Source organism: Tepidimonas sp. HKU78 (genome assembly GCF_049860815.1).
GTDB lineage: Bacteria > Pseudomonadota > Gammaproteobacteria > Burkholderiales > Burkholderiaceae_C > Tepidimonas.
The window spans coordinates 1,780,757-1,801,446 of sequence record NZ_CP187547.1 but is presented as its reverse complement, the minus strand read 5'-3'; the positions used below and the strand labels follow the sequence as shown (position 1 = coordinate 1,801,446).

20 protein-coding genes and 1 pseudogene are annotated in these 20,690 nt (G+C 67.4%); 10 read left to right on the top strand and 11 right to left on the bottom strand.

From position 1 onward, the window contains the following. Nucleotide 1: 1 nt before the first annotated feature. From serC to ACPYIS_RS09005, 8 genes are all read left to right on the top strand, one after another. Nucleotides 2–1,144, top strand: coding sequence for a 3-phosphoserine/phosphohydroxythreonine transaminase (serC, locus tag ACPYIS_RS09040; RefSeq protein WP_299018470.1), 1,143 nt, complete (start codon nucleotides 2–4; stop codon nucleotides 1,142–1,144). Nucleotides 1,145–1,174: 30 nt separating this feature from the next. Next, nucleotides 1,175–2,311: a prephenate dehydratase gene (gene pheA, locus ACPYIS_RS09035; protein WP_299018472.1), complete on the top strand. Its 1,137-nt coding sequence runs from the start codon at nucleotides 1,175–1,177 to the stop codon at nucleotides 2,309–2,311. Nucleotides 2,312–2,318: 7 nt separating this feature from the next. Continuing rightward, nucleotides 2,319–3,251, top strand: coding sequence for a prephenate dehydrogenase (locus ACPYIS_RS09030; protein WP_424894722.1), 933 nt, complete (start codon nucleotides 2,319–2,321; stop codon nucleotides 3,249–3,251). After that, nucleotides 3,215–5,257, top strand: a complete 2,043-nt coding sequence (locus tag ACPYIS_RS09025; RefSeq protein ID WP_424894723.1) for a bifunctional 3-phosphoshikimate 1-carboxyvinyltransferase/cytidylate kinase — start codon at nucleotides 3,215–3,217, stop codon at nucleotides 5,255–5,257. Before ACPYIS_RS09030 ends, ACPYIS_RS09025 begins: the two co-directional genes overlap by 37 nt. Before the next feature lie 111 nt (nucleotides 5,258–5,368). Next, nucleotides 5,369–7,105, top strand: a complete 1,737-nt coding sequence (rpsA, locus tag ACPYIS_RS09020; protein ID WP_299019426.1) for a 30S ribosomal protein S1 — start codon at nucleotides 5,369–5,371, stop codon at nucleotides 7,103–7,105. A gap of 139 nt (nucleotides 7,106–7,244) precedes the next feature. Further along, on the top strand, nucleotides 7,245–7,541 hold the full coding sequence (locus tag ACPYIS_RS09015) for an integration host factor subunit beta (RefSeq protein ID WP_299019424.1): 297 nt from the start codon (nucleotides 7,245–7,247) through the stop codon (nucleotides 7,539–7,541). After that, nucleotides 7,538–7,828, top strand: coding sequence for a LapA family protein (locus tag ACPYIS_RS09010; RefSeq protein ID WP_424894724.1), 291 nt, complete (start codon nucleotides 7,538–7,540; stop codon nucleotides 7,826–7,828). The genes ACPYIS_RS09015 and ACPYIS_RS09010 overlap by 4 nt, the downstream gene beginning before the upstream one ends. Next, complete coding sequence (locus tag ACPYIS_RS09005) at nucleotides 7,818–8,972, top strand: lipopolysaccharide assembly protein LapB (RefSeq protein WP_299019413.1); 1,155 nt, start codon at nucleotides 7,818–7,820, stop codon at nucleotides 8,970–8,972. The genes ACPYIS_RS09010 and ACPYIS_RS09005 overlap by 11 nt, the downstream gene beginning before the upstream one ends. Before the next feature lie 48 nt (nucleotides 8,973–9,020). Here the strand turns inward: ACPYIS_RS09005 and ACPYIS_RS09000 are convergent, their stop codons facing one another. The 9 genes from ACPYIS_RS09000 to ACPYIS_RS08960 all read right to left on the bottom strand — a co-directional run bounded on the left by ACPYIS_RS09000 (nucleotide 9,021) and on the right by ACPYIS_RS08960 (nucleotide 18,809). After that, on the bottom strand, nucleotides 9,021–9,734 hold the full coding sequence (locus ACPYIS_RS09000) for a Crp/Fnr family transcriptional regulator (RefSeq protein WP_424894725.1): 714 nt from the start codon (nucleotides 9,732–9,734) through the stop codon (nucleotides 9,021–9,023). 43 nt (nucleotides 9,735–9,777) lie between these two features. Continuing rightward, nucleotides 9,778–10,845, bottom strand: coding sequence for a class II fructose-bisphosphate aldolase (gene fba, locus ACPYIS_RS08995; RefSeq protein WP_299019408.1), 1,068 nt, complete (start codon nucleotides 10,843–10,845; stop codon nucleotides 9,778–9,780). A gap of 61 nt (nucleotides 10,846–10,906) precedes the next feature. Beyond that, entirely contained in the window at nucleotides 10,907–12,112 is a 1,206-nt protein-coding gene (locus ACPYIS_RS08990) for a phosphoglycerate kinase (protein ID WP_299019393.1), read from the bottom strand. A gap of 66 nt (nucleotides 12,113–12,178) precedes the next feature. Further along, nucleotides 12,179–13,198 carry a type I glyceraldehyde-3-phosphate dehydrogenase gene (gene gap / locus ACPYIS_RS08985; RefSeq protein WP_299019390.1) on the bottom strand — a complete coding sequence of 340 codons (1,020 nt, stop codon included), beginning with the start codon at nucleotides 13,196–13,198 and terminating at the stop codon, nucleotides 12,179–12,181. Between the two features lie 68 nt (nucleotides 13,199–13,266). Further along, nucleotides 13,267–13,995 (bottom strand): phosphoglycolate phosphatase, encoded by a 729-nt coding sequence (gph, locus tag ACPYIS_RS08980; RefSeq protein ID WP_299019389.1) that lies wholly within the window; start codon nucleotides 13,993–13,995, stop codon nucleotides 13,267–13,269. Beyond that, nucleotides 13,992–16,028 carry a transketolase gene (tkt, locus tag ACPYIS_RS08975; protein WP_424859499.1) on the bottom strand — a complete coding sequence of 679 codons (2,037 nt, stop codon included), beginning with the start codon at nucleotides 16,026–16,028 and terminating at the stop codon, nucleotides 13,992–13,994. Before tkt ends, gph begins: the two co-directional genes overlap by 4 nt. Before the next feature lie 31 nt (nucleotides 16,029–16,059). Further along, nucleotides 16,060–16,944, bottom strand: coding sequence for a phosphoribulokinase (locus tag ACPYIS_RS08970; protein WP_299019387.1), 885 nt, complete (start codon nucleotides 16,942–16,944; stop codon nucleotides 16,060–16,062). Between the two features lie 22 nt (nucleotides 16,945–16,966). Beyond that, nucleotides 16,967–18,049, bottom strand: coding sequence for a class 1 fructose-bisphosphatase (locus tag ACPYIS_RS08965; protein WP_424859500.1), 1,083 nt, complete (start codon nucleotides 18,047–18,049; stop codon nucleotides 16,967–16,969). A gap of 43 nt (nucleotides 18,050–18,092) precedes the next feature. Further along, a complete protein-coding gene (locus tag ACPYIS_RS08960) occupies nucleotides 18,093–18,809 on the bottom strand; it encodes an HAD-IA family hydrolase (RefSeq protein ID WP_424859501.1) in 717 nt (238 codons plus the stop codon). A gap of 129 nt (nucleotides 18,810–18,938) precedes the next feature. Here ACPYIS_RS08960 and ACPYIS_RS08955 point away from each other — a divergent pair, with 129 nt between their 5' ends. After that, on the top strand, nucleotides 18,939–19,880 hold the full coding sequence (locus ACPYIS_RS08955) for a LysR substrate-binding domain-containing protein (RefSeq protein ID WP_424859502.1): 942 nt from the start codon (nucleotides 18,939–18,941) through the stop codon (nucleotides 19,878–19,880). Here ACPYIS_RS08955 and ACPYIS_RS08950 read toward each other — a convergent pair. Next, the gene (locus ACPYIS_RS08950) at nucleotides 19,844–20,080 is read right to left on the bottom strand and encodes a hypothetical protein (RefSeq protein WP_424860208.1); all 237 of its coding nucleotides are present in this window, start codon (nucleotides 20,078–20,080) and stop codon (nucleotides 19,844–19,846) included. The genes ACPYIS_RS08955 and ACPYIS_RS08950 overlap by 37 nt on opposite strands. Here ACPYIS_RS08950 and ACPYIS_RS08945 point away from each other — a divergent pair. Continuing rightward, nucleotides 20,049–20,382: pseudogene (locus tag ACPYIS_RS08945) on the top strand (cryptochrome/photolyase family protein); the annotation flags it as partial. The gene ACPYIS_RS08950 and the pseudogene ACPYIS_RS08945 overlap by 32 nt on opposite strands. Nucleotides 20,383–20,404: 22 nt before the next feature. On the opposite strand, the gene ACPYIS_RS08940 reads toward ACPYIS_RS08945, so the two are convergent. Then, a complete protein-coding gene (locus tag ACPYIS_RS08940) occupies nucleotides 20,405–20,689 on the bottom strand; it encodes a P-II family nitrogen regulator (RefSeq protein ID WP_299021798.1) in 285 nt (94 codons plus the stop codon). Between the last annotated feature and the right edge of the window lies 1 nt (nucleotide 20,690).

Below are 20,690 nucleotides of genomic sequence, written 5' to 3'. Positions count from 1 at the left end.
CATGCCCCGCCCCTACAACTTTTCGGCCGGGCCCGCCACCATGCCCGAGCCCGTGCTGCAACAAGCCGCCGCCGAGATGCTGGACTGGCATGGCTGCGGCATGGGTGTGATGGAGATGAGCCACCGCGGCGTGCACTTTGGCGAAATCCTGGCGCAGGCCGAGGCCGACTTGCGCGCGCTGCTGGCCATCCCGGCGCACTTCAAGGTGCTGTTTTCGCAAGGCGGCGCGCTGGCGCACAACGCGATGGTGCCGCTCAACCTGGCGGGCCGACACCCGCAGCGCGCCATCGACGTCGTCGTCACCGGTGCGTGGAGCCAAAAATCGGCGCAGGAAGCGCGTCGCTACGGCGATGTCCACATCGCCGCCAGCGGCCAGGCCGAAGGCTTCGTGCACATCCCCAACCCCGCGACCTGGCAGCTGCGCACCCAGCCCGCCTATGTGCACCTGTGCAGTAACGAGACCATCCACGGCGTGGAGTTTCACACCCTACCTGACTTGGCCGCGCTGGGCTGCGACGCGCCCTTGGTCATCGATTTTTCATCGCACGTGCTGTCGCGACCGATCGACTGGTCGCGTGTGGGGCTGGCCTTTGGTGGGGCGCAAAAAAATATCGGGCCCGCAGGGCTGACGCTGGTCGTGGTGCGCGAGGATCTGCTCGGCCACGCCTTACCTATCTGCCCAACCGTATTCGACTACCGGGTGTTGGCTGAGCAACAGTCCATGGCGAATACGCCACCCACTTATGCCATTTACATGGCCGGGCTGGTGTTTCGCTGGCTACTGGCACAGCAAGAAGACGGCCTGCAAGGCGTAGCCGCCATGGAGGCGCGGGCGTGCAAACGCGCCCAACGGCTGTACGACTGCATCGACCGCTCGGCGCTGTACATCAACCCGGTTGATCCCTCGTGTCGCTCGCGCATGAACGTCCCGTTCTTTCTGCGCGGCGACGATGGGCAACCGCTGCGCGATGCCTCTCACCCGCGCAACCAGGCGTTTTTGCAAGGGGCCCAGGCGCGCGGACTGCTGCAGCTCAAGGGCCACAAGTCGGTGGGAGGCATGCGTGCCAGCCTCTACAACGCCATGCCGATGGCGGGGGTGGAGGCGCTCGTCGAGTACATGCAAGAGTTCGAGCGCCGCGCGTAAATTGCGGCGAACGCACCGCCACCGTCTTCTATGACCGAATCCACCCCCCCAACGAGCCCCCCCGGCCAACCGGTGCCGCCCGTCGCCAGCCCGCGCCTGCTGGCGTTGCGGCAACAGATCGACGCCATCGACCACCAACTGTTGGCGCTGCTCAATGAGCGTGCGCGCATCGCCCAGCAGGTGGGCGAGGTCAAACGCGCCGAGGGTTCGCCCTTCTTCCGGCCGGATCGGGTGGCCCAGGTCATCGCCAACATCGAAGCCGCCAACCGCGGCCCCCTGCGTAACCAGCACGTGGCCGCCATCTGGCGCGAAATCATGTCCGCCTGTCTGGCGCTGGAGGCGCCCCTGCGCGTGGCGGTGCTCGGCCCCGAGGGGACGTTCTGTGAACAGGCCGCGATCGATTACTTCGGTAGCGCGGCTGACCTGATCTACTGCCCCAGTTTCGACGAGGTCTTTCATGCCACGGCGGCGGGCACGGCCCAGTTTGGCGTAGTGGGGGTAGAAAACTCCACCGAGGGCGTCGTGGCACGCTCGCTCGACTTGTTCCTGCGCTCGCCCGTGCACATCGTGGGCGAGATCAGCCTGCTCGTGCGCCACAACCTGCTACGGCAGTCGCCCAGCCTGGAGGGCATCGAGGTGGTGATGGCGCACCCCCAGGCGCTGGCCCAATGTCAGGGCTGGCTGTCGACCCACCTGCCGCACGCCGAGCGGCGGGCGGTGAGCAGCAATGCCGAGGGCGCGCGCCTGGCCACCACGAATCCGGCCTGGGCGGCGATCGCCAGCGAACGCGCCGCCGCGCAGTACGCCCTGCATATCGTGGCCCATGCCATCCAGGACGAAGCGTACAACCGCACGCGCTTTGCCATCATCTGCCTTCCACAAACCATGGCCATGCCGGCAGCCAGCGGACGCGACTGCACCAGCATCGTGGTGTCGGTGCCCAACCGCCCCGGGGCGGTGCACGACTTGCTCAAGCCGCTCAAGGAACACGGCGTGTCGATGACTCGCTTCGAATCACGGCCCGCCAAGTCCGGGCAGTGGGAGTATTACTTCTACATCGACATCGCCGGCCATCCGTCACAGCCGCACGTGGCCGCCGCGCTGCAAGAGTTGCAGGGCCTGTGCGCGTTCTACAAGATGCTGGGCGCGTATCCGGTGTCGGAGTAATACCGCCATGCCCGCCCCCACATTCGAGCAACTGGCCGTCATCGGCTGCGGCCTGATGGGCGGCTCGTTTGCCTTGGCACTCAAGGCGGCCGGGCTGGTGCAGCGCGTTGTCGGTTATGCCCGCTCGCCGCAAACGCTGGCGCGCGCCCGCGCGCTGGGCGTCATCGACGTCGAAGCGCCATCGGCGCTGCTGGCGGCATCGGGTGCCGACTTGGTACTGGTGTCGGTGCCGGTGGCGGCCACCGGCGACACGCTGCGCGCCATCCGCCCGCTCATTGGCCCCTCGACGCTGGTGATGGACGTGGGATCGACCAAGGGCGACGTGGTGGCGGCCGCCCGCGACGCGCTGGGCGAGCGGCTGGCCCAGTTCGTCCCCGCCCATCCGATCGCCGGCAAAGAGCGCGCGGGGGTGGAGCACGCCAGCGCCGACCTGTACCGCGGCTGCCAGGTGATCCTGACGCCGGTGCCCGAAACCGACCCGGCGCTGCTCGCGCGCGCCCGCGCCCTGTGGCAGGCGCTGGGGGCGCGCGTGCGCACCCTCTCGCCCGAGGAGCACGACGCCGCCTATGCCGCGGTGAGCCACCTGCCGCACCTGCTGGCCTTTGCCGCCGTGCGGGCGCTCGCCCAGCAACCGGGGGGGGCGCAATACCTGTCGCTGGCAGGCCCGGGTTTTCGCGATTTCACGCGCATTGCCGCCAGCGACCCCGACGTCTGGCGTGACATCCTGCTGGCCAATGCGGCCCAGGTGCGCGAACAGGCGCGGCACTTCCGCGCTGCCCTCGACACGTTCGAAGCAACCCTGGCGCGTGGCGACGCCCAGACGTTGCACGACCTGATCGCCGACGCCAGCCGCACCCGCACCCGCTGGGCGGCGGGCGCCTATGCCGTGGCCACCGAGACCCCATGTACCGAACCGCCTTCCTCGACATCCCCCCGCTGATGCGGGCCGCCGGCACGGTGCGCCTGCCGGGCTCCAAAAGCATCTCGAATCGCGTGCTGCTGCTCGCCGCCCTGTGCGACGGCGAGACGGTGATCGAGGACTTGCTGGACTCGGACGACACGCGCGTGATGCTGGATGCGCTGGCCGCGCTGGGCTGCGGGCTGCAGCGCCTGGGCCCAGCGACGGTGCGCGTGCGTGGCCTGGGTGGGCGGCTGGCCACGCGCGAGGCCGCGCTCTTTCTGGGCAACGCGGGCACGGCCATGCGACCGTTGACGGCCGCGCTGACCGTTTTGACCGCGCGCCACGGGGGACGCTTCGAACTGTCGGGCGTGCCGCGCATGCACGAGCGCCCGATCGGCGACCTGGTCGATGCGCTGCGGCAATTGGGTGGTGTCATCGACTACCTGGGGCAGCCCGGCTATCCGCCGCTGGCAGTGGGCGGAGGCGAGCCCGTCGCGCTGCAACTGGCCGCACCGATCCGCGTGCGCGGCGACGTCTCCAGCCAGTTTCTGACCGCGCTGCTGCTGGCGCTGCCGCTGGCCGCCGAGCACCAGCCGATCGTCATCGAGGTCGAGGGTGAGCTGATCTCCAAACCGTATGTGGAGATCACGCTGCGCCTGCTGCAACGCTTTGGCGTCGAGGTGGAGCGCGACGGCTGGCAGCGCTTCACCATCCCGGCGGGCGCGCGCTACACGACGCCGGGCCGCATCCACGTCGAGGGCGATGCGTCGTCGGCCAGCTATTTCATCGCGCTCGGGGCGCTGGCGGCCGCACAGGCACCCGTCACCATCGAGGGCGTGGGGCTGGCATCGATCCAGGGTGACATTCGCTTCGTCGACGCGGCACGCGCGATGGGCGCCGAGGTCGAGGGCGAAGCCAACCGGCTGCACGTGCGCCGCGATGCCTGGCCGCTGCGCGCCATCGATCTGGACTGCAACGCCATCCCCGACGCGGCGATGACGCTGGCGGTGATGGCGTTGTATGCCGACGGGCCGTGCACGCTGCGCCATATCGGCAGCTGGCGCGTCAAAGAAACCGACCGCATCGCGGCCATGGCCTGCGAGCTGCGCAAACTGGGCGCAACGGTCGACGAGGGACCCGACTGGCTGCGTGTGCACCCCCTGCCCCCCGATGGCCAGGGCTGGCGTGCAGTGGCGCTGCACACCTACGACGACCACCGCATGGCGATGTGCGGGTCGCTGGCGGCGTTCAACCCAGCACGGCTGCCGGTGCGCATTCTCGACCCGCAGTGCGTAGGCAAGACCTTTCCGGACTATTTCGAAACCCTGTGGTCGGTGGTGAAAACCGAGCCCGCGCACATCCCCGTGATCTGCATCGACGGGCCTACCGCCTCGGGCAAGGGCACGTTGGCCGCCGCCGTGGCGCAGCGGTTGGGCTACCACGTGCTCGACTCGGGCGCCTTGTACCGTTTGGTGGGCCTGGCCGCCGAGCGTGCAGGCATCCCGACCGACGATGCTGCCCTGGCCGATCCGGCGATCGTGCAGTCGCTGGCCACGCTGGCCGAGACGCTGCCCGTGCGGTTTGCCGACGGCCGCATCTGGTTGGCAGGAGATGATGTGACCGCTGACGTACGCACCGAGGCGATCGGCATGGCGGCGTCGCGCGTGTCGGCGCTGCCGGCGGTGCGCACGGCGCTGCTGGCGCTGCAGCGCGGCTTTCGTCGCCTGCCTGGCTTGGTGGCCGACGGGCGCGACATGGGCACGGTGGTCTTTCCCGATGCACCGCTGAAGATCTTTTTGACCGCCAGCGCCGCCACGCGCGCGCGCAGGCGCTACGAGCAGTTGATTTCGCGCGGCGAAGCTGCTAGCATTGACAGTCTTTTGGCTGATTTGGAGGCGCGCGATGCGCGCGACCAAGCGCGCGCGAGTGCGCCCCTGAAGCCAGCCGAAGACGCGCTGCTGCTCGACAACTCGGACCAGTCGCTGGACGAGTCGGTGCAAACCGTGCTGTCGTGGTGGCAGAGCCGCCGGCCTTTTGCCGCCTGAGGACGTCCGCCTCGGGCGCTCGGGCTGGCCCCACGAGGGCCCCAACGGCGCCGCCGAACCCGTCTTCGCGCGCCCGCGGGATCATCCACCCACCACCCGGAATCCATTCGGGTGAACACCCAACCGCCGCCGGTTGCGGACGACCGCGGCACCCAGGAAACTTGCATGTCTGAATCGTTTGCCGCCCTGTTCGAAGAATCGCTCAAGCGCGCCGAAATGCGCCCCGGCGAGGTCATCACCGCCGAAGTCGTGCGCATCGACCACAACCATGTGGTCGTCAACGCCGGGCTGAAGTCGGAAGCCTACATCCCGCTGAGCGAATTCAAGAACGATCAGGGCGAACTCGAGGTCCAGGTCGGCGACTTCGTCGCCGTGGCCGTCGAGGCCGTCGAAAACGGCTATGGCGACACCATTCTGTCGCGCGACAAGGCCAAGCGCCTGGCCTCGTGGATGGCGCTGGAAAAAGCGCTGGAGTCGGGCGAGTTCGTCACCGGCACCACGACGACCAAGGTCAAGGGCGGCCTCAAGGTCATGGTCAACGGCATCAGCGCCTTCCTGCCCGGCTCGCTGGTCGACACGCGCCCGGTCAAGGACCTCACGCCCTACGAGGGCAAGACCATGGAGTTCAAGGTCATCAAGCTCGACCGTAAGCGCAACAACGTCGTGCTGTCGCGCCGCGCGGTGATCGAGGCCTCGATGGGAGAAGAACGCGCCAAACTGCTCGAGACCCTCAAGGAAGGGTCTATCGTCACCGGCGTGGTCAAGAACATCACCGAATACGGTGCCTTCGTCGATCTGGGCGGCATCGATGGCCTGTTGCACATCACCGACATGGCCTGGCGCCGTGTGCGCCACCCCAACGAGGTGGTGCAGGTCGGCCAAGAAGTCACCGCCAAGGTGCTCAAGTTCGACGCCGAGCGCCAGCGTGTCAGCCTCGGCCTCAAGCAAATGGGTGACGACCCCTGGCTGGGTGTGGCGCGCCGCTACCCGGCCGGCACACGCCTGTTCGGCAAGGTCACCAACATCGCCGACTACGGCGCGTTCGTCGAGCTCGAGCCCGGCATCGAGGGCCTGGTGCACGTCTCCGAGATGGACTGGACCAACAAGAACGTGGCCCCGAACAAGGTCGTCTCCATCGGCGACGAAGTCGAGGTCATGGTGCTCGACATCGACGAAGACAAGCGCCGCATCAGCCTGGGCATGAAGCAGTGCAAGCCCAACCCCTGGCAAGAATTTGCCGACACGCACAAGCGTGGCGACAAGGTCAAAGGGCCGATCAAGTCGATCACCGACTTCGGTGTCTTCGTCGGCCTGGAAAACGGCATCGACGGTCTGGTGCACCTGTCCGACCTGTCGTGGAACGAGCCGGGCGAAGTGGCCGTGCGCAACTACAAGAAGGGCCAGGAAGTCGAGGCGGTGGTGCTGGGCGTGGACGTCGAGCGCGAGCGTATCAGCCTCGGGATCAAGCAGCTCGACGCCGATCCGTTCACGACCTTCGTGTCGGTTCACGACAAGGGTGCCACCGTCACCGGTACCGTCAAGAGCGTCGATGCCAAGGGTGCGGAAATCGACCTGGGCAACGATGTGGTGGGCTACCTGCGCGCCTCCGAAATCTCGCGTGACCGCGTGGAAGATGCGCGCAACGTGCTCAAGGTCGGTGACGAAGTGACCGCCGTGATCGTCAACGTCGACCGCAAGAACCGCAACATCCAGCTCTCGATCAAGGCCAAGGACGCCGCCGACCAGCAAGAAGCGATGGCCAGCCTGAGCCAAGCCACGGGCAACGCTGGCACCACCAACCTGGGGGCGCTGCTGCGTGCCAAGCTCGACAGCCAAAACAACGGCTGACGCCGCCTCTCGCCCCCGGTTCGACCCGGGGCGAAGCCGGAGCCCGGACGGGAATCCCTGCCGGGCTTTTTTCATGGCGCCGCCGCTTCCGCACGGCCGACGGCTGCTCGTGTCACGCGCAGCTGGGCATAATGACGCCATGAACCGCAGCGACCTCTTCGAAGCGCTCGCCGAGCGCCACCCCCATCTGACCGCGACCGATGCCGAAGTCGCCGTCAAGACCCTGCTGGAAGCCATGGCCGAGAGCCTGATCGCGGGTCAGCGCATCGAAATCCGTGGGTTTGGCAGTTTCAGCGTCGCCGAGCGCGCCGCGCGCCAGGCGCGCAACCCCCGCACCGGGGAGCGTGTCGCCGTGCCGCCGAAACGCGTGCCCCACTTCAAACCCGGCAAGGCCTTACGCGAAGCAGTGGACCAAGCCGCCCGGAGTCGGGCATGAAGGTGCTGGGCTGGCTGCTCAAGGCGGCCGTGTTCCTGCTGATCTTTGCGCTGGCGCTCAACAACCAGGCACCGGTTCGTGTGCACGGCCTCTTTGGCACCCAGTGGGAGGCGCCGCTCGTACTGGTGCTGCTGATGGCGCTGTTTGCCGGGGTGCTGCTAGGCATGGCGGTGATGGCACCGCTGTGGTGGCGTGCGCGGCAAGCGGCCCGGCGCAAGCCCGCGAGCACCGCCGCGCAGCCCGCCCCGCCTCAAGCCACTGCCGACGAACCGCCCCATGGGATTTGATCTTTCTTTGTCCTGGCTGCTGTGGGCGCTGCCACTGGCGTTTGCACTGGGCTGGCTGGCCTCGCGCTGGGACGTGCGGCAATGGCGCCTGGAGGGGCGGCAGGCACCGCGCGCGTACTTTCGCGGGCTCAATCACCTGCTCAACGAGCAGCAGGACCAAGCCATCGACGCCTTCATCGAAGCCGTGCGGCACGACCCGGACGCGGCCGAGCTGCACTTCGCGCTGGGGGGATTGTTTCGCCGGCGGGGGGACTACGACCGCGCCGTGCGGGTGCATGAGCACTTGCTCGCCCGCGCCGATTTGCCAGCGGCCGAGCGCGAGCGGGCCCAGCACGCGCTGGCCTTCGATTTTCTGAAGGCGGGGCTGCTGGACCGGGCCGAAGCCGCGTTCACCGCCCTGCTGGGCACGCGCTACGACACCGACGCCCGGCTCGCGCTGCTGGGTATTTATGAACGCTCGCGCGACTGGGTGCGGGCGGCCGAGATGGCGCAGGCGCTCGACGGTGGTGAGCGGGGCAGTTTTCGGCTGCGCTGGGCACACCACCGCTGCGAGCAAGCCGCCGACCTGCAACGCCACGGGCACACGACCGAGGCGCTAGCCGTGTTGGAGTCCACCGTGGCGCAGGTGCCGACATCCGCCCATGCCTGGGCCTCCCTGGCGGATCTGCGCCAGTCCCTGGGCCATGTCGAGGGCGGGCTGGCCGCGCTGGAGGCGCTGGCCGATCACTGTCCCACCCACGTGCCACTGGTCGCGCACAGCCTGGCCCAATGGGCACAGCGCATCGGCGCGCCACAGCGTGCCCGTGACCGGCTGCAGGCGTGGGCGGCCGACCACCCCGCGTCGCTGGATGTGACACAGGCACTGGCCACGCTCGACGACGACCCAGCGCTGGCGCGGCAGCGCTACATCGATCATTTGCGTCAGGAGCCGTCGTTGGTGGCGGCCACCCTGTGGCTGGCCGGTGCCCCCCTGGGCACGAGTGACGAGGAGCGGCTGGTGCGGCGGGCGCTCGAGCGCGCGTGCGAGCCCCTCAAGCGCTATCGGTGTGCCGCCTGCGGCTTCGAGTCGCGCCAGTATTTTTGGCACTGCCCCGGCTGCCAAGGCTGGGACACCTATCCCCCACGCCGCATCGAGGAGCTGTGAGCGCCGCCGCGCGGCGCACGGCAAGGCATGCGCGACGTTCGCCGGCCCTCATCCCGCCACCACGGCGCCGAGCGCCGCCTCGTCCACGATGCGATAGAGCCGCCCGACGCGGTCCAGCGGCTCGATCACGCCGGCGCGCACCAACGCACTGATCTCGCGGCTGACGGTCTCGAGTTTGAGATCCATCATGGCACCCATGTCCTCGCGCGAGAATAGCGTCACGACCGAGGGATCGGTCGCATGACGCATCTTCAGGATGAAGTTGGCCACACGCTGGCGCGCGGTGCCAAAATTGAGGGCCGCCAGCCAATCGTCGGCCTCCTTGAGCGCTTGCTGCCATTTTTGCAGCAGCCGCCAGTGCAGGCGTGGCGAGTTTTGTGCCAGCCGGTGGATGACGTCAGTCGGAATGCGGCACAGCGACGCCTCGGTCAGCGCCACCGCCTCGCTGTCGTAGCGGCTGGTGGCCAGCGCCTCCAGCCCTACCACGTCGCCGGGGCGCAGCACGCGCAGCACGCGCTGGCGCCCGCCCGGTGTGCTGCGCACCAACTTGATCAGCCCCGAGCGCAGGGTGAAGACGCCGAAGGCGGCGTCCCCCTCCTGATACAGCGACTGCCCCGCCGAGAAGACCAAGTCATCGATGGGGGCGTGAATCAGGTTGAAATCCTGTTCGTTCAGATCCGCGAACAGCACCATGTCGCGGATCCCGCACGATTTGCAGTCGGCCGTGCCACGCCAAGCGGATTCGGTCTTGATCGGGATCATCCCGCGATTGTCACCGAAACCGCGCGAGCTTGCCAAAAGCGATTCACGACACCCGCGGCGCGAGCTCGCCTTTCTCGTAGCGGCGGCGCATCTCGTCGAGGCTGTAGATCTTGCCAATGCGGCTGGCCATGCCCGCGCTGCCGAACGCCTCATAGCGCGCCTTACAGATCGCACTCATGGCCTTGGTGGCTTCCTTGAGGAATTTGCGCGGGTCGAAGTTCTTGCGGTCCTCGGCCAGGTGCTTGCGGATGGCGCCCGTGGCCGCCATGCGCAGGTCGGTGTCGATGTTGACCTTGCGCACGCCGTGCTTGATGCCCTCGACGATCTCTTCCACCGGCACCCCGTAGGTCTGCCCCATATCGCCGCCGTAGCTGTTGATGATGGCGAGCCAGTCCTCGGGCACGCTGGAGCTGCCGTGCATGACCAGATGGACGTTGGGGATGCGGGCATGGATTTCCTTGACGCGGTCGATGCGCAGCACCTTGCCCGTGGGCTTTTGGGTGAATTTGTAGGCGCCGTGGCTGGTGCCAATCGCAATCGCCAGCGCATCCACCTGCGTCTTGGCCACGAAATCGGCCGCCTCGTTGGGATCGGTCAGCAGCATCGAGTGGTCGAGCTCGCCCTCGGCACCGTGGCCGTCCTCTTCGCCGGCCTTGCCGGTCTCCAGGCTGCCCAGACAGCCTAGCTCACCCTCGACCGACACGCCGCAGGCATGGGCGATGTCGGCGACCTGTCGGGTCACGCGAACGTTGTACTCATAGTCGGCCGGCGTCTTGCCATCTTCCAACAAGCTGCCGTCCATCATCACGGAGCTGAAGCCCGACTGAATGGAGCGCATGCACACGCCGGGCGACGCGCCATGGTCCTGGTGCATGCAGACGGGAATATGGGGATACATCTCGATTGCCGCCGCCACCAGATGGCGCAGGAACGGCTCGCCCGCGTAAGAGCGCGCACCCGCCGAGCCTTGCAGGATGACGGGGCTGTTCACCGCGTCGGCCGCCTGCATGATGGCGTGGATTTGCTCCATGTTGTTGACGTTGAAGGCCGGCAAGCCGTAGCCATGTTCGGCCGCGTGGTCCAGCAGCTGTCGCAGGGTGATCAGTGCCATGATGGAGTCTCCTCAGGGTAAAACAGGACGAAAAAAGCGGGGTTGGGGCTGCGGTGACGCGTCAGCCCTTCGCCCGCCGCGCCAGAATCTCGAACGCCGGCAGCGTCTTGCCTTCGAGCACCTCGAGGAAGGCGCCGCCGCCAGTGGAGATGTAGCCAATGTCGGCCTCGATGCCGTATTTGGCGATCGCCGCCAGCGTGTCGCCACCGCCGGCGATAGAAAACGCACTCGAGCGCGCAATCGCCTGTGCCAGCGCGCGGGTGCCGTGCTCGAAGGCGTCGAACTCGAACACCCCCACGGGCCCGTTCCAGACGATGGTGCCTGCCTGCTCCAGCAGCGCAGCCAGCGCCTGCGCGGTCTGCGGACCAATGTCCAGAATCATGTCGTCGGCGCCGACGTCGGTCGCCGCCTTGACGGTGGCCGGCGCGTCGGGCTTGAACTCGGGGGCCACCACCACGTCCGTCGGGATGGGCACTTGGGCGCCGCGCGCGGCCATCGCGTCCATGACCGCACGCGCCTCGCCCACCAGGTCGGGCTCGGCCAGGCTTTTGCCGATGGGCAGCCCCGCGGCCAGCATGAACGTGTTGGCGATGCCGCCGCCCACGATCAGGCGATCGACCTTTTGCGCGAGCGACTGCAAAATGGTGAGCTTGGTCGACACCTTGGAGCCCGCCACGATGGCCACCAGCGGCCGCGCCGGTTGCTCGAGTGCGCGCGTGAGCGCATCAATCTCGGCTGCCAGCAGCGGGCCGGCGCAAGCCACGGGGGCGTATTCGGCCACCCCGTAGGTGCTGGCCTCGGCGCGGTGGGCGGTGCCAAACGCATCGTGCACGAAGATGTCGCACAGCGCAGCCATCTTGCGCGCGAGCGCCGGGTCGTTTTTCTTCTCGCCTTTGTTGAGGCGGCAGTTCTCCAGCAGCACCACCTGGCCGGGCGCGACACTGAAGCCGCCATCGGCCCAGCGCTGGATCAACGGCACCGGCAGGCCCAGCAGCTCGCTCAGGCGCTCGGCCACCGGGGCGAGCGTGTCTTCGGGCTTCGGCGCGCCTTCGGTCGGGCGCCCCAGATGCGACGTCACCATCACCGCCGCACCAGCGTCGAGCGCCATGCGGATGGCCGGAATCGAGGCGCGGATACGGGTGTCCTCGGTGATGCGCGCGCGCCCGTCTTCGAAGGCGAGCGGCACGTTCAGGTCAGCGCGGATGAAGACGCGTTTGCCCTGGGCTTGACCCTGGGCGCACAGATCGGCAAAGCGGATGAAGTCCATGGTCGGTCAGGCGGTGGGGTGGCGGCGACGGGGCACCGCCACCGGGATCTTCGAAATCACGTCGGCTTACAGCGAGCGGCCCACCACGCGTGCCATCTCCAGGCACTTGTTGGAATAGCCCCACTCGTTGTCGTACCAGGAAACCAGCTTGACGAACGTCGGGTCGAGCTGGATGCCGGCTTCGGCATCGAACACGCTGGTGCAGACCTCACCGCGGAAGTCGGTGGCCACCACCTTGTCCTCGGTATAGCCCAGCACGCCGGCCAAACCGCCCTCAGCCACGGGTTTGGCGGCCATGGCACGCATGGCGGCGCAGATCTCATCGTAGCTGGCCGGGCGCTCGAGCTCACAGGTCAGATCCACCACCGACACGTCGCTGGTCGGCACGCGGAACGCCATACCGGTGAGCTTTTTGTTCAGGCTGGGGATGACCTTGCCCACGGCTTTGGCGGCGCCGGTGCTGCTGGGGATGATGTTTTCCAGGATGCCGCGGCCACCGCGCCAGTCCTTGTTGCTGGGCCCGTCGACGGTTTTTTGCGTGGCGGTGGCGGCGTGCACGGTGGTCATCAAGCCGCGCTTGATACCCCACTGGTCGTGCACCACCTTGGCCAGCGGGGCCAGACAGTTGGTGGTGCACGAGGCGTTGGAGATGATTTCCTGACCCTGGTAGGCCGTGTGGTTGACGCCGTAGACGAACATCGGTGTGTCGTCCTTGCTTGGCGCACTCATGATGACGCGCTTGGCGCCCGCCTGCAGGTGCTTGCGCGCCCCCGCGTCATCCAGAAAGATGCCGGTGGATTCGATGATGACGTCGGCACCGATGTCCCCCCAGCGCAGGTTGGCGGGATCGCGCTCGGCGGTCAGGCGGATGCGGCGGCCGTTGACGACCAGCTCGTTGCCCTCCACCGCCACCTGCCCCTGGAAGCGCCCATGCACGCTGTCGTACTTGAGCATGTAGGCCAGATAGTCGGGCTCGAGCAAGTCGTTGATGCCGACGATCTCGATGTCGTCGAAGTGGCGCACCGCAGCACGAAACACCATGCGGCCAATGCGGCCAAAACCGTTGATACCAACGCGCAGGGTCATGGGAAGGTTCTCCTTGTTTTGCAAAAGTTGACGATCTCGTCCGTCAGATCACCGCCGCGCCCAAGGGGTCAGGCGGCAGGGGCCATCTGGGTCAATGCCTGGGGGAACAGCGCCGAAAAGTCGGCGATCACGCGATCCGGGGCGCACGCCTCGATGGGCTGCCCCATGTTATAGCCGTAGGGCACGCACCACACGGCGATGCCGGCGTTGCGGGCCGTGGCCACGTCGATGCTGGAGTCGCCCACCAACAGCGCGCGCTGCCGCTGCACCCCGTAGCGTAACAGGCTGTCGGCCACGGCCAGCGGATTGGGCTTCTTCACCGGCAGCGTGTCGCCACTGATGACGCGGTCGAACAGCGCCTGCATCTGGTGCGCCTGCAGCACGCGCTGGGTGTAGCGGTCTTCTTTGTTGGTCACCACCACGCGGCGTACACCCGCGGCCTGCAGCGCCTGCAGGACATCGATGACACCGGGGTAGGGATGGCTACGCGTGCCGCAACGCGCCTCGTAGTGGCGCTGGAAAATGGCCTCGGCCGCTGCGAAGTCGGGGTCCGCGCGCACGGCATCGGCCGAGCTGCCGCGCCGCGACGCCAACGCCTGAACCAGTAGCTCGCGCGTACCGTGCCCGATCCAGCGCGTCACCTCATCCAACGTCGCCGCCGGCAGCCCCAGCTCGGCGAGGGTGTCGTTGACCGCATCGGCGATCTCGGGCGCGGTCTCCACCAGGGTGCCGTCCAAGTCGAACAAAATGAGGTCGAACGGGAGTGCCGCTGCGCCCGTCATGTCCGCCGCGTTCACACCAGCACCTCGCGCACGGCCTGCGCCACGGCTTCCGGGGTGATGCCGAAATAGCTGTACAGCGCCGGCGCCGGGGCAGATTCGCCAAACCGGTCGATACCCACCACGCGGCCGCGCCGCCCCACGTACTTGTACCAACCGTCCGGGTGCGCCGCCTCGACGGCCACGGCGGGCAAATCGGGAGGCAGCACGGCGTCTTGCCACACCCTATCTTGGCGGTCAAAAACGCTGGTGCTGGGCATGGACACCACGCGCGTGGGCACCCCCTCGGCCGCCAACGCCGCCTGCGCCTTGAGCGCGATCGACACCTCCGACCCGGTCGCGATGATGGCCGCGCGTGCGCCCGGCATGTCGCTCAAGATGTAGCCACCGCGTGCCGCGCCTTCGGCGTGCGCACGTTGTGTGACCACCGGCAGGTTTTGCCGCGACAGGCACAGCGCCGATGGCCCATCGCGCCGCTGCACGGCCGCGGCCCACGCCACCAGCGTCTCCAACCCATCGGCCGGGCGCCACACGTCCAACTGCGGGATGAGGCGCAGACTGGGCACGTGCTCCACGCTCTGGTGGGTGGGGCCGTCCTCGCCCAGCCCGATGGAGTCGTGCGTGAAGACGTGGATGACGCGCTGGCGCATGAGCGCCGCCATGCGGATGGCGTTGCGCGAGTAGTCGCTGAACGTCAGGAACGTGCCGCCGTAGGGAATGTAGCCGCCGTGCAGGGCGATGCCGTTCATGATGGCGGCCATGCCAAACTCGCGCACGCCATAGCTGAGGTGGTTGCCCCAACGGTCACGCCCAGCGATCGTGCAGCCCTTGAAGTTGGTGAGGTTGGAGCCGGTCAGGTCGGCACTGCCGCCGAAGAATTCGGGCACCAGTGGCGCCAGCGCATCGAGCGCCAGTTGGCTGGCCTTACGCGTGGCCACCGCGTCGGTGCGCTGCGCGGCAGCGTCCAGCAGCGCGGGCAGGCGCTCGGCCAAATCACCGCGCAGCTCGCCGCGCATGCGACGCGTGAATTCCGCGGCCAGATCGGGGTAGGCCTGGGCATAGGCGTCGAAGCGCTGCTGCCACTGCGCCTGCAGCAGCTGGCCATGGGTGCGCGCATCCCACGCGGCATAGATGTCGGCCGGGATCTCGAACGGCCCGTAGGGCCAGCCCAGCGCCTCGCGCGTGGCTTGCACCTCGGCGGCGCCCAACGCCGCGCCGTGCACGTCGTGCGTGCCGGCCTTGTTGGGCGAACCCTGACCGATGACGGTCTTGCAGCAGATCAGCGTGGGCTTGCCGTCCGGACGCAGGGCCTGCGTGCGCGCCAGGCGCAGCGCCGCGTCCACCGCGTCCGGGTTGTGCCCGTCGACGTCGCGAATCACGTACCAACCGTAGGCTTCGAAGCGTGCCGGCGTGTCGTCGGCAAACCAGCCCTCGACGTGGCCGTCGATCGAGATGCCGTTGTCGTCATAAATCGCGATCAGCTTGGACAGACGCAACGTGCCGGCGAGCGAACACACCTCGTGGCTGATGCCCTCCATCATGCAACCATCACCCAAGAAGCAGTAGGTGAAGTGGTCGACGATGGTGTGGCCCGGTCGGTTGAATTCGACCGCGAGCAGCTTTTCAGCCAGGGCCATGCCCACGGCGTTGGCGATGCCCTGCCCCAGCGGCCCAGTCGTGGTCTCCACGCCGGGGGTAATGCCCACCTCGGGGTGGCCCGGGGTTTTGCTGTGCAACTGGCGAAAGGCCTTGATCTCCTCGATCGGCAGATCGTAGCCTGTGAGGTGCAACAGCGCGTACAGCAACATCGAGCCGTGGCCGTTGGAGAGCACGAAGCGGTCACGGTCGGGCCAGGCGGGGTCGGTGGGGTTGTGGCGCAAGTGCCGGTTCCACAGCACCTCGGCGATCTCGGCCATGCCCATGGGCGCGCCTGGGTGGCCGCTCTTGGCTTGCTCGACCGCGTCGATGGCCAGCATGCGGATCGCGTTGCTCATGCGGCGCTGGGTCTCGGGCTTCGGCGCCGGTCGGATGTAGAGGGTATCGTTGTTCATATGCCCTATTGTCTCTCGTGTTGACGCCGTTTCAGGCCACGCCCAGCGCGCGCTTGCGGCGCTCCATCATGCGCCAGATGAACGGCGTAAAGATGAGCTGCATGGCGAGCTCCATTTTGCCGCCCGGCACGACGATGGTATTGGCGCGGCTCATCCACGAGCCATCGATCATCGACAACAGATAGGGAAAGTCGATCCCTTTGGGCTTGGCGAAGCGGATCACGCACACGCTCTCGTCGGCAGTGGGGATATCGCGCGAGATAAAGGGGTTGGACGTATCCACCACCGGCACGCGCTGGAAATTGACGTGGGTGACGCCGAACTGAGGGCAGATGTAGTTGACGTAGTCGGGCATGCGGCGCAGGATGGTGTCGACCACTGCCTCCTGGCTGTAGCGGCGCTGCGTCTTGTCGCGAATGAGCTTTTGGATCCACTCCAGGTTGATCGAGGGGGCCACGCCAATGAGCAGGTCCGGGTACTGTGCCACATTGACCTTGTCGGTCACCACCGCGCCGTGCAAGCCCTCGTAGAACAGCATGTCGGTGTCGTCGGGCAGGTCTTCCCATGGCGTGAAGGTGCCGGGCTCCTGGCCGTAGGGGGCGGCCTCCTCCTCGTTGTGCAGGTATTTGCGGCAGCGCCCGCGGCCCGTCTCGGCGTAGGTGCGAAAGAGCGCCTCCAGCTCCTCGAACAGGTTGGCCTCCGGCCCAAAATGGCTGAAGTGGCGGTTGCCGCGCGCCTCCTCCTCGGCCATGCGCTGGCGCATTTCCTTGCGGTCGTAGCGGTGAAAGCTGTCGCCTTCGATGATGGCGGCCTTGACCCCCTCGCGGCGGAAGATGTTCTGAAACGTGCGCGTGACGGTGGAGGTGCCAGCGCCCGAGGAACCGGTGATGGCGATGATGGGGTGTTTTTCGGACATGGGTCAAAACTCCAGACGGCGGTCAATCACGAAACAGGGTGCGCTCGCCGAACAACGGGCTGTCGTCCTTGAGCGGCGCGGGCTCGCGGTGGTAGCGCTCGATGCGCTCGACTTCATTGCGCGAGCCGAATACCAGCCCGATGCGCTGGTGCAGCGACGTGGGCTGGACCTGCAGGATCGGCTCGCGCCCGGTGCTGGCACGCCCACCGGCTTGCTCCATCAGAAAGCCCACCGGGTTGGCTTCGTACAGCAGGCGCAGCCGCCCCGGTTTGGTCGGGTCCTTGGTGTCGCGCGGGTACATGAACACCCCGCCGCGCATCAGGATGCGGTGCGCCTCGGCCACCATGGAGGCGATCCAGCGCATGTTGAAGTCCTTGCCACGCGGCCCCGTCTTGCCCGCCAGGCACTCGTCCACATAGCGCCGGATGGGCGGCTCCCAGAAGCGGCTGTTGGAGGCGTTGATGGCGAACTCTTGCGTGTCTTCGGGCACGCGGATATCGGGGTGGGACAGAAAGAACTCGCCCAGGTTCGGGTCGAGCGTGAAACCGTGCACCCCAGTGCCCACGGTCAACACCAACATCGTCGACGGGCCGTAGAGCGCATAGCCGGCGGCGAGCTGCTGGCAGCCGGGCTGCAAAAAGTCCTGCGCGGTGACATCGCGCCCACTGTCGATGACGGCCTGCGGCGCACGCAGTACCGAAAAGATGCTGCCCACCGAGACGTTGACGTCGATGTTGCTCGAGCCATCCAGCGGATCGAAAACCAGCAAGTATTTACCGCGCGGATACATCGAGGGGATGTTGTAGGGCTCGTCCATCTCCTCGGACGCCATACCGGCCAGGTGCCCACCCCACTCGTTGGCGCGCACGAACAAGTCGTTGCTGAGCACGTCGAGCTTTTTTTGCTCTTCGCCCTGCACGTTGATCGAGCCGGCCTGGGCGCCGAGCACGCCACCCAGCGCCCCCAGTGCCACGCTGCGCGCGATGGCTTTGCACGCCAGCGCTACGTCCAGGATGAGCGCGTTGAAATCGCCGCTGGCGCTCGGGTAGCGGCGGCGTTGCTCGATCAGGAACTGCGTCAAGGTCGTGCGACGGTCCAATGGCATCGGGATTCTCCTCGGGTCTCGTTTTATCGGTCGAATGGGGGTCTCATCGGCGCGCCTGCGCATGCCAATTGCGCAGCTGGGCGACGGATACGCCAGCCAGCGACGGCAGCACGCGCAGCGCCCCGGTGAAGTCGTGGTGCGCCGTGAAATCGTTGGGCGTGACGATCGTGGCCAGTCCAGCACCGCGCGCGGCTTGCAGACCGTTGGCAGAGTCTTCGAACGCCAGGCACTGTGCCGCTGGCAGGCCCAAGCGCTGCAGCGTCTGGCGGTACACCTGCGGATGGGGCTTTTTGAGCGGGGCGGTCGAGGCGTCTTCGATGACGGCGAAATACGATGACCAATCCGGCCCGATGGCGGTGCGCAGTAACGCGGCGATGTTGACGGGGGAGGTGGTGGTGGCGATCGCCAGCGTCAGCCCCTCGCGGCGCGCCTGCTCGAGCAGCTCGAGCACGCCGGGGCGCAGCCGCACCGCCCCGTCACGCACCGCCTGCTCGTAGGCGGCGGTCTTGACAGCGTGCAAATGGTCGATCAAGGCATCCAGCGCCGTGCCGTCGATGTCGCGCACGTCGCCGTTGACCTGCTGCCAGTAGTGGCGGATGCGCTCCTTGCCCCCGGAGACGGTCAGCAGCTCGGTGTAGAGCGGCACATCCCACTGCCAGCCCAAGCCTTCGGCGGCGAAGGCGGCGTTGAACGCCGCCAGATGGGCGTGCTCGGTGTCGGCCAGCGTGCCATCGACATCGAAGATCAGCGCAGACAGCATGGTGCGGACTCCATTGCGCCTCGAATCCCGGACACCCCGTCCGGGTGGCGATGCCGCTCACTATAAGCACAGGCTTACATAAGGTAAATTCACGATTGTTTGACTTTCACTTCAGCTTTTACTGAAGCTATGCGCAACGCCACTTTTCGCCAGCTGCGGGTGTTTGCCGAGGTCGCGCGCCACCTGAGCTTTGCGCGCGCCGCCGAGGCGCTGCACCTGACGCCGCCGGCCGTGACCATGCAGATCAAGGAGCTGGAAGGCCACGTGGGCCTGCCGCTGTTCGAGCGCCAGGGCCGCCGCGTGTCGCTGACCACGGCGGGCGAGTACATGCTGGTCTACGCGCGCAAGGTGCTGGCCACGCTCAAGGACGCCGAAGACGCCGCGGCGCGCCTGCAGCGGCTGGAGACCGGCACGCTGACCATCGGTCTGTTGAGCACCGCGCAATATTTCGTGCCGGCGCTGCTGGCGGAATTCACGCGCGAGCACACCGGACTGGACGTGCGCCTGGCCATTGGCAACCGCGAGCAACTGGTGCAGATGCTGCGCAACGCGGAAGTGGACATCGCCATCATGGGCCGCCCGCCCACCGAGCTCAACGTGCGCGCCGAGCCGTTCGGCGCGCACCCACACGTCTTCGTTGCATCCATCGACCATCCACTGCTGCGGATTGGCCACCCGACGGTGGAGGCGCTGCTGCCCTACGGCTTCATCGTGCGCGAGCCCGGCTCTGGCACGCGCGCCGTGTTCAACGGATTTTTCGAGCGGCACCGCGCCGAGCCGCGCATCGCCATGACCCTGTCCAACAATGAAGCCATCAAACAGGCGGTCATGGCCGGGCTGGGACTGGGCCTGCTGTCGCTACACACCCTGCGCCTGGAGCTCGAGCATGGCCTGATCGCCCGCCTGGACGTCGAAGGCACTCCCATCGTGCGCGCCTGGCACATCGTGCACACGCTGGCCAAGCTGCTGTCGCCCGCGGCCGAGGCGTTTCGCTACTTCGTGCTGGAGCAAGGCGAGCGCTTCTTGGCCGAGCGCTACGGCGCGCTGCTGCCGCTGTCGCCGCCGACTTGAGCCACACCGCGCCGCTGACGCCACGCGCGCACCTGCAGCGCGACATCCGACGCCCGCGCCAGCACCGACACGCCGGGCGGCAGCCGCCGCTGCTCGCGACGCACCCCCGCCCCACCGACCCACAATTCGACCGCCGGGGGCAGCCGTTCACGCAGGGCACACAGGGTGGAGTGGGTGGAAGCCCCCAACACGCTAGGCATGAGCCAGTGGGCCGACGGTGGCCTGATGGCCACCAAACCGTATGTGAGCAGCGCGGCCTACCTGCAGCGCATGGGCGACCACTGCCGTGCCTGCCCCTATGACCCCAAGGCCCGCACCGGCCCCACGGCCTGCCCGTTCAACGCGCTGTACTGGGATTTTCTGGCCCGCCACCGCGAGCGCCTGGCCGCCAACCCGCGCATGGCCGTCATGCGTACGCCAGCTCGACCGCATGGTGCCCGACGCGCTAAACGCGCTGCGCGCGCACGCTGCCCATGTCCGGCAGCGCATTGACCAACTCTGAGCGCGCGGTGGCGACTCCCGCGTCAGTTCAAAACTTCCACGTCACTGCGCACCACCAGCAAACCGTAGTCGCGGTCGTAGGGCTGCAACGCCTCCAACAGCCGGTCGCTGGTAGGCAGGTCGCACATCACCTCGATGCGCACGTTCGAGCTCATGCGCCAATTGCCGCTGCGCACGCCGTGCGTACCACGGCCGCGGCAGTCGCTCACGGTATAGCCCACGATACCCAGCTTGTCCAACTCCCGAACCACGAGCGATTCGAGCACCGCCTCGCAGTAGATCGTCACCAGTTTGTATGCCTTGGCCATA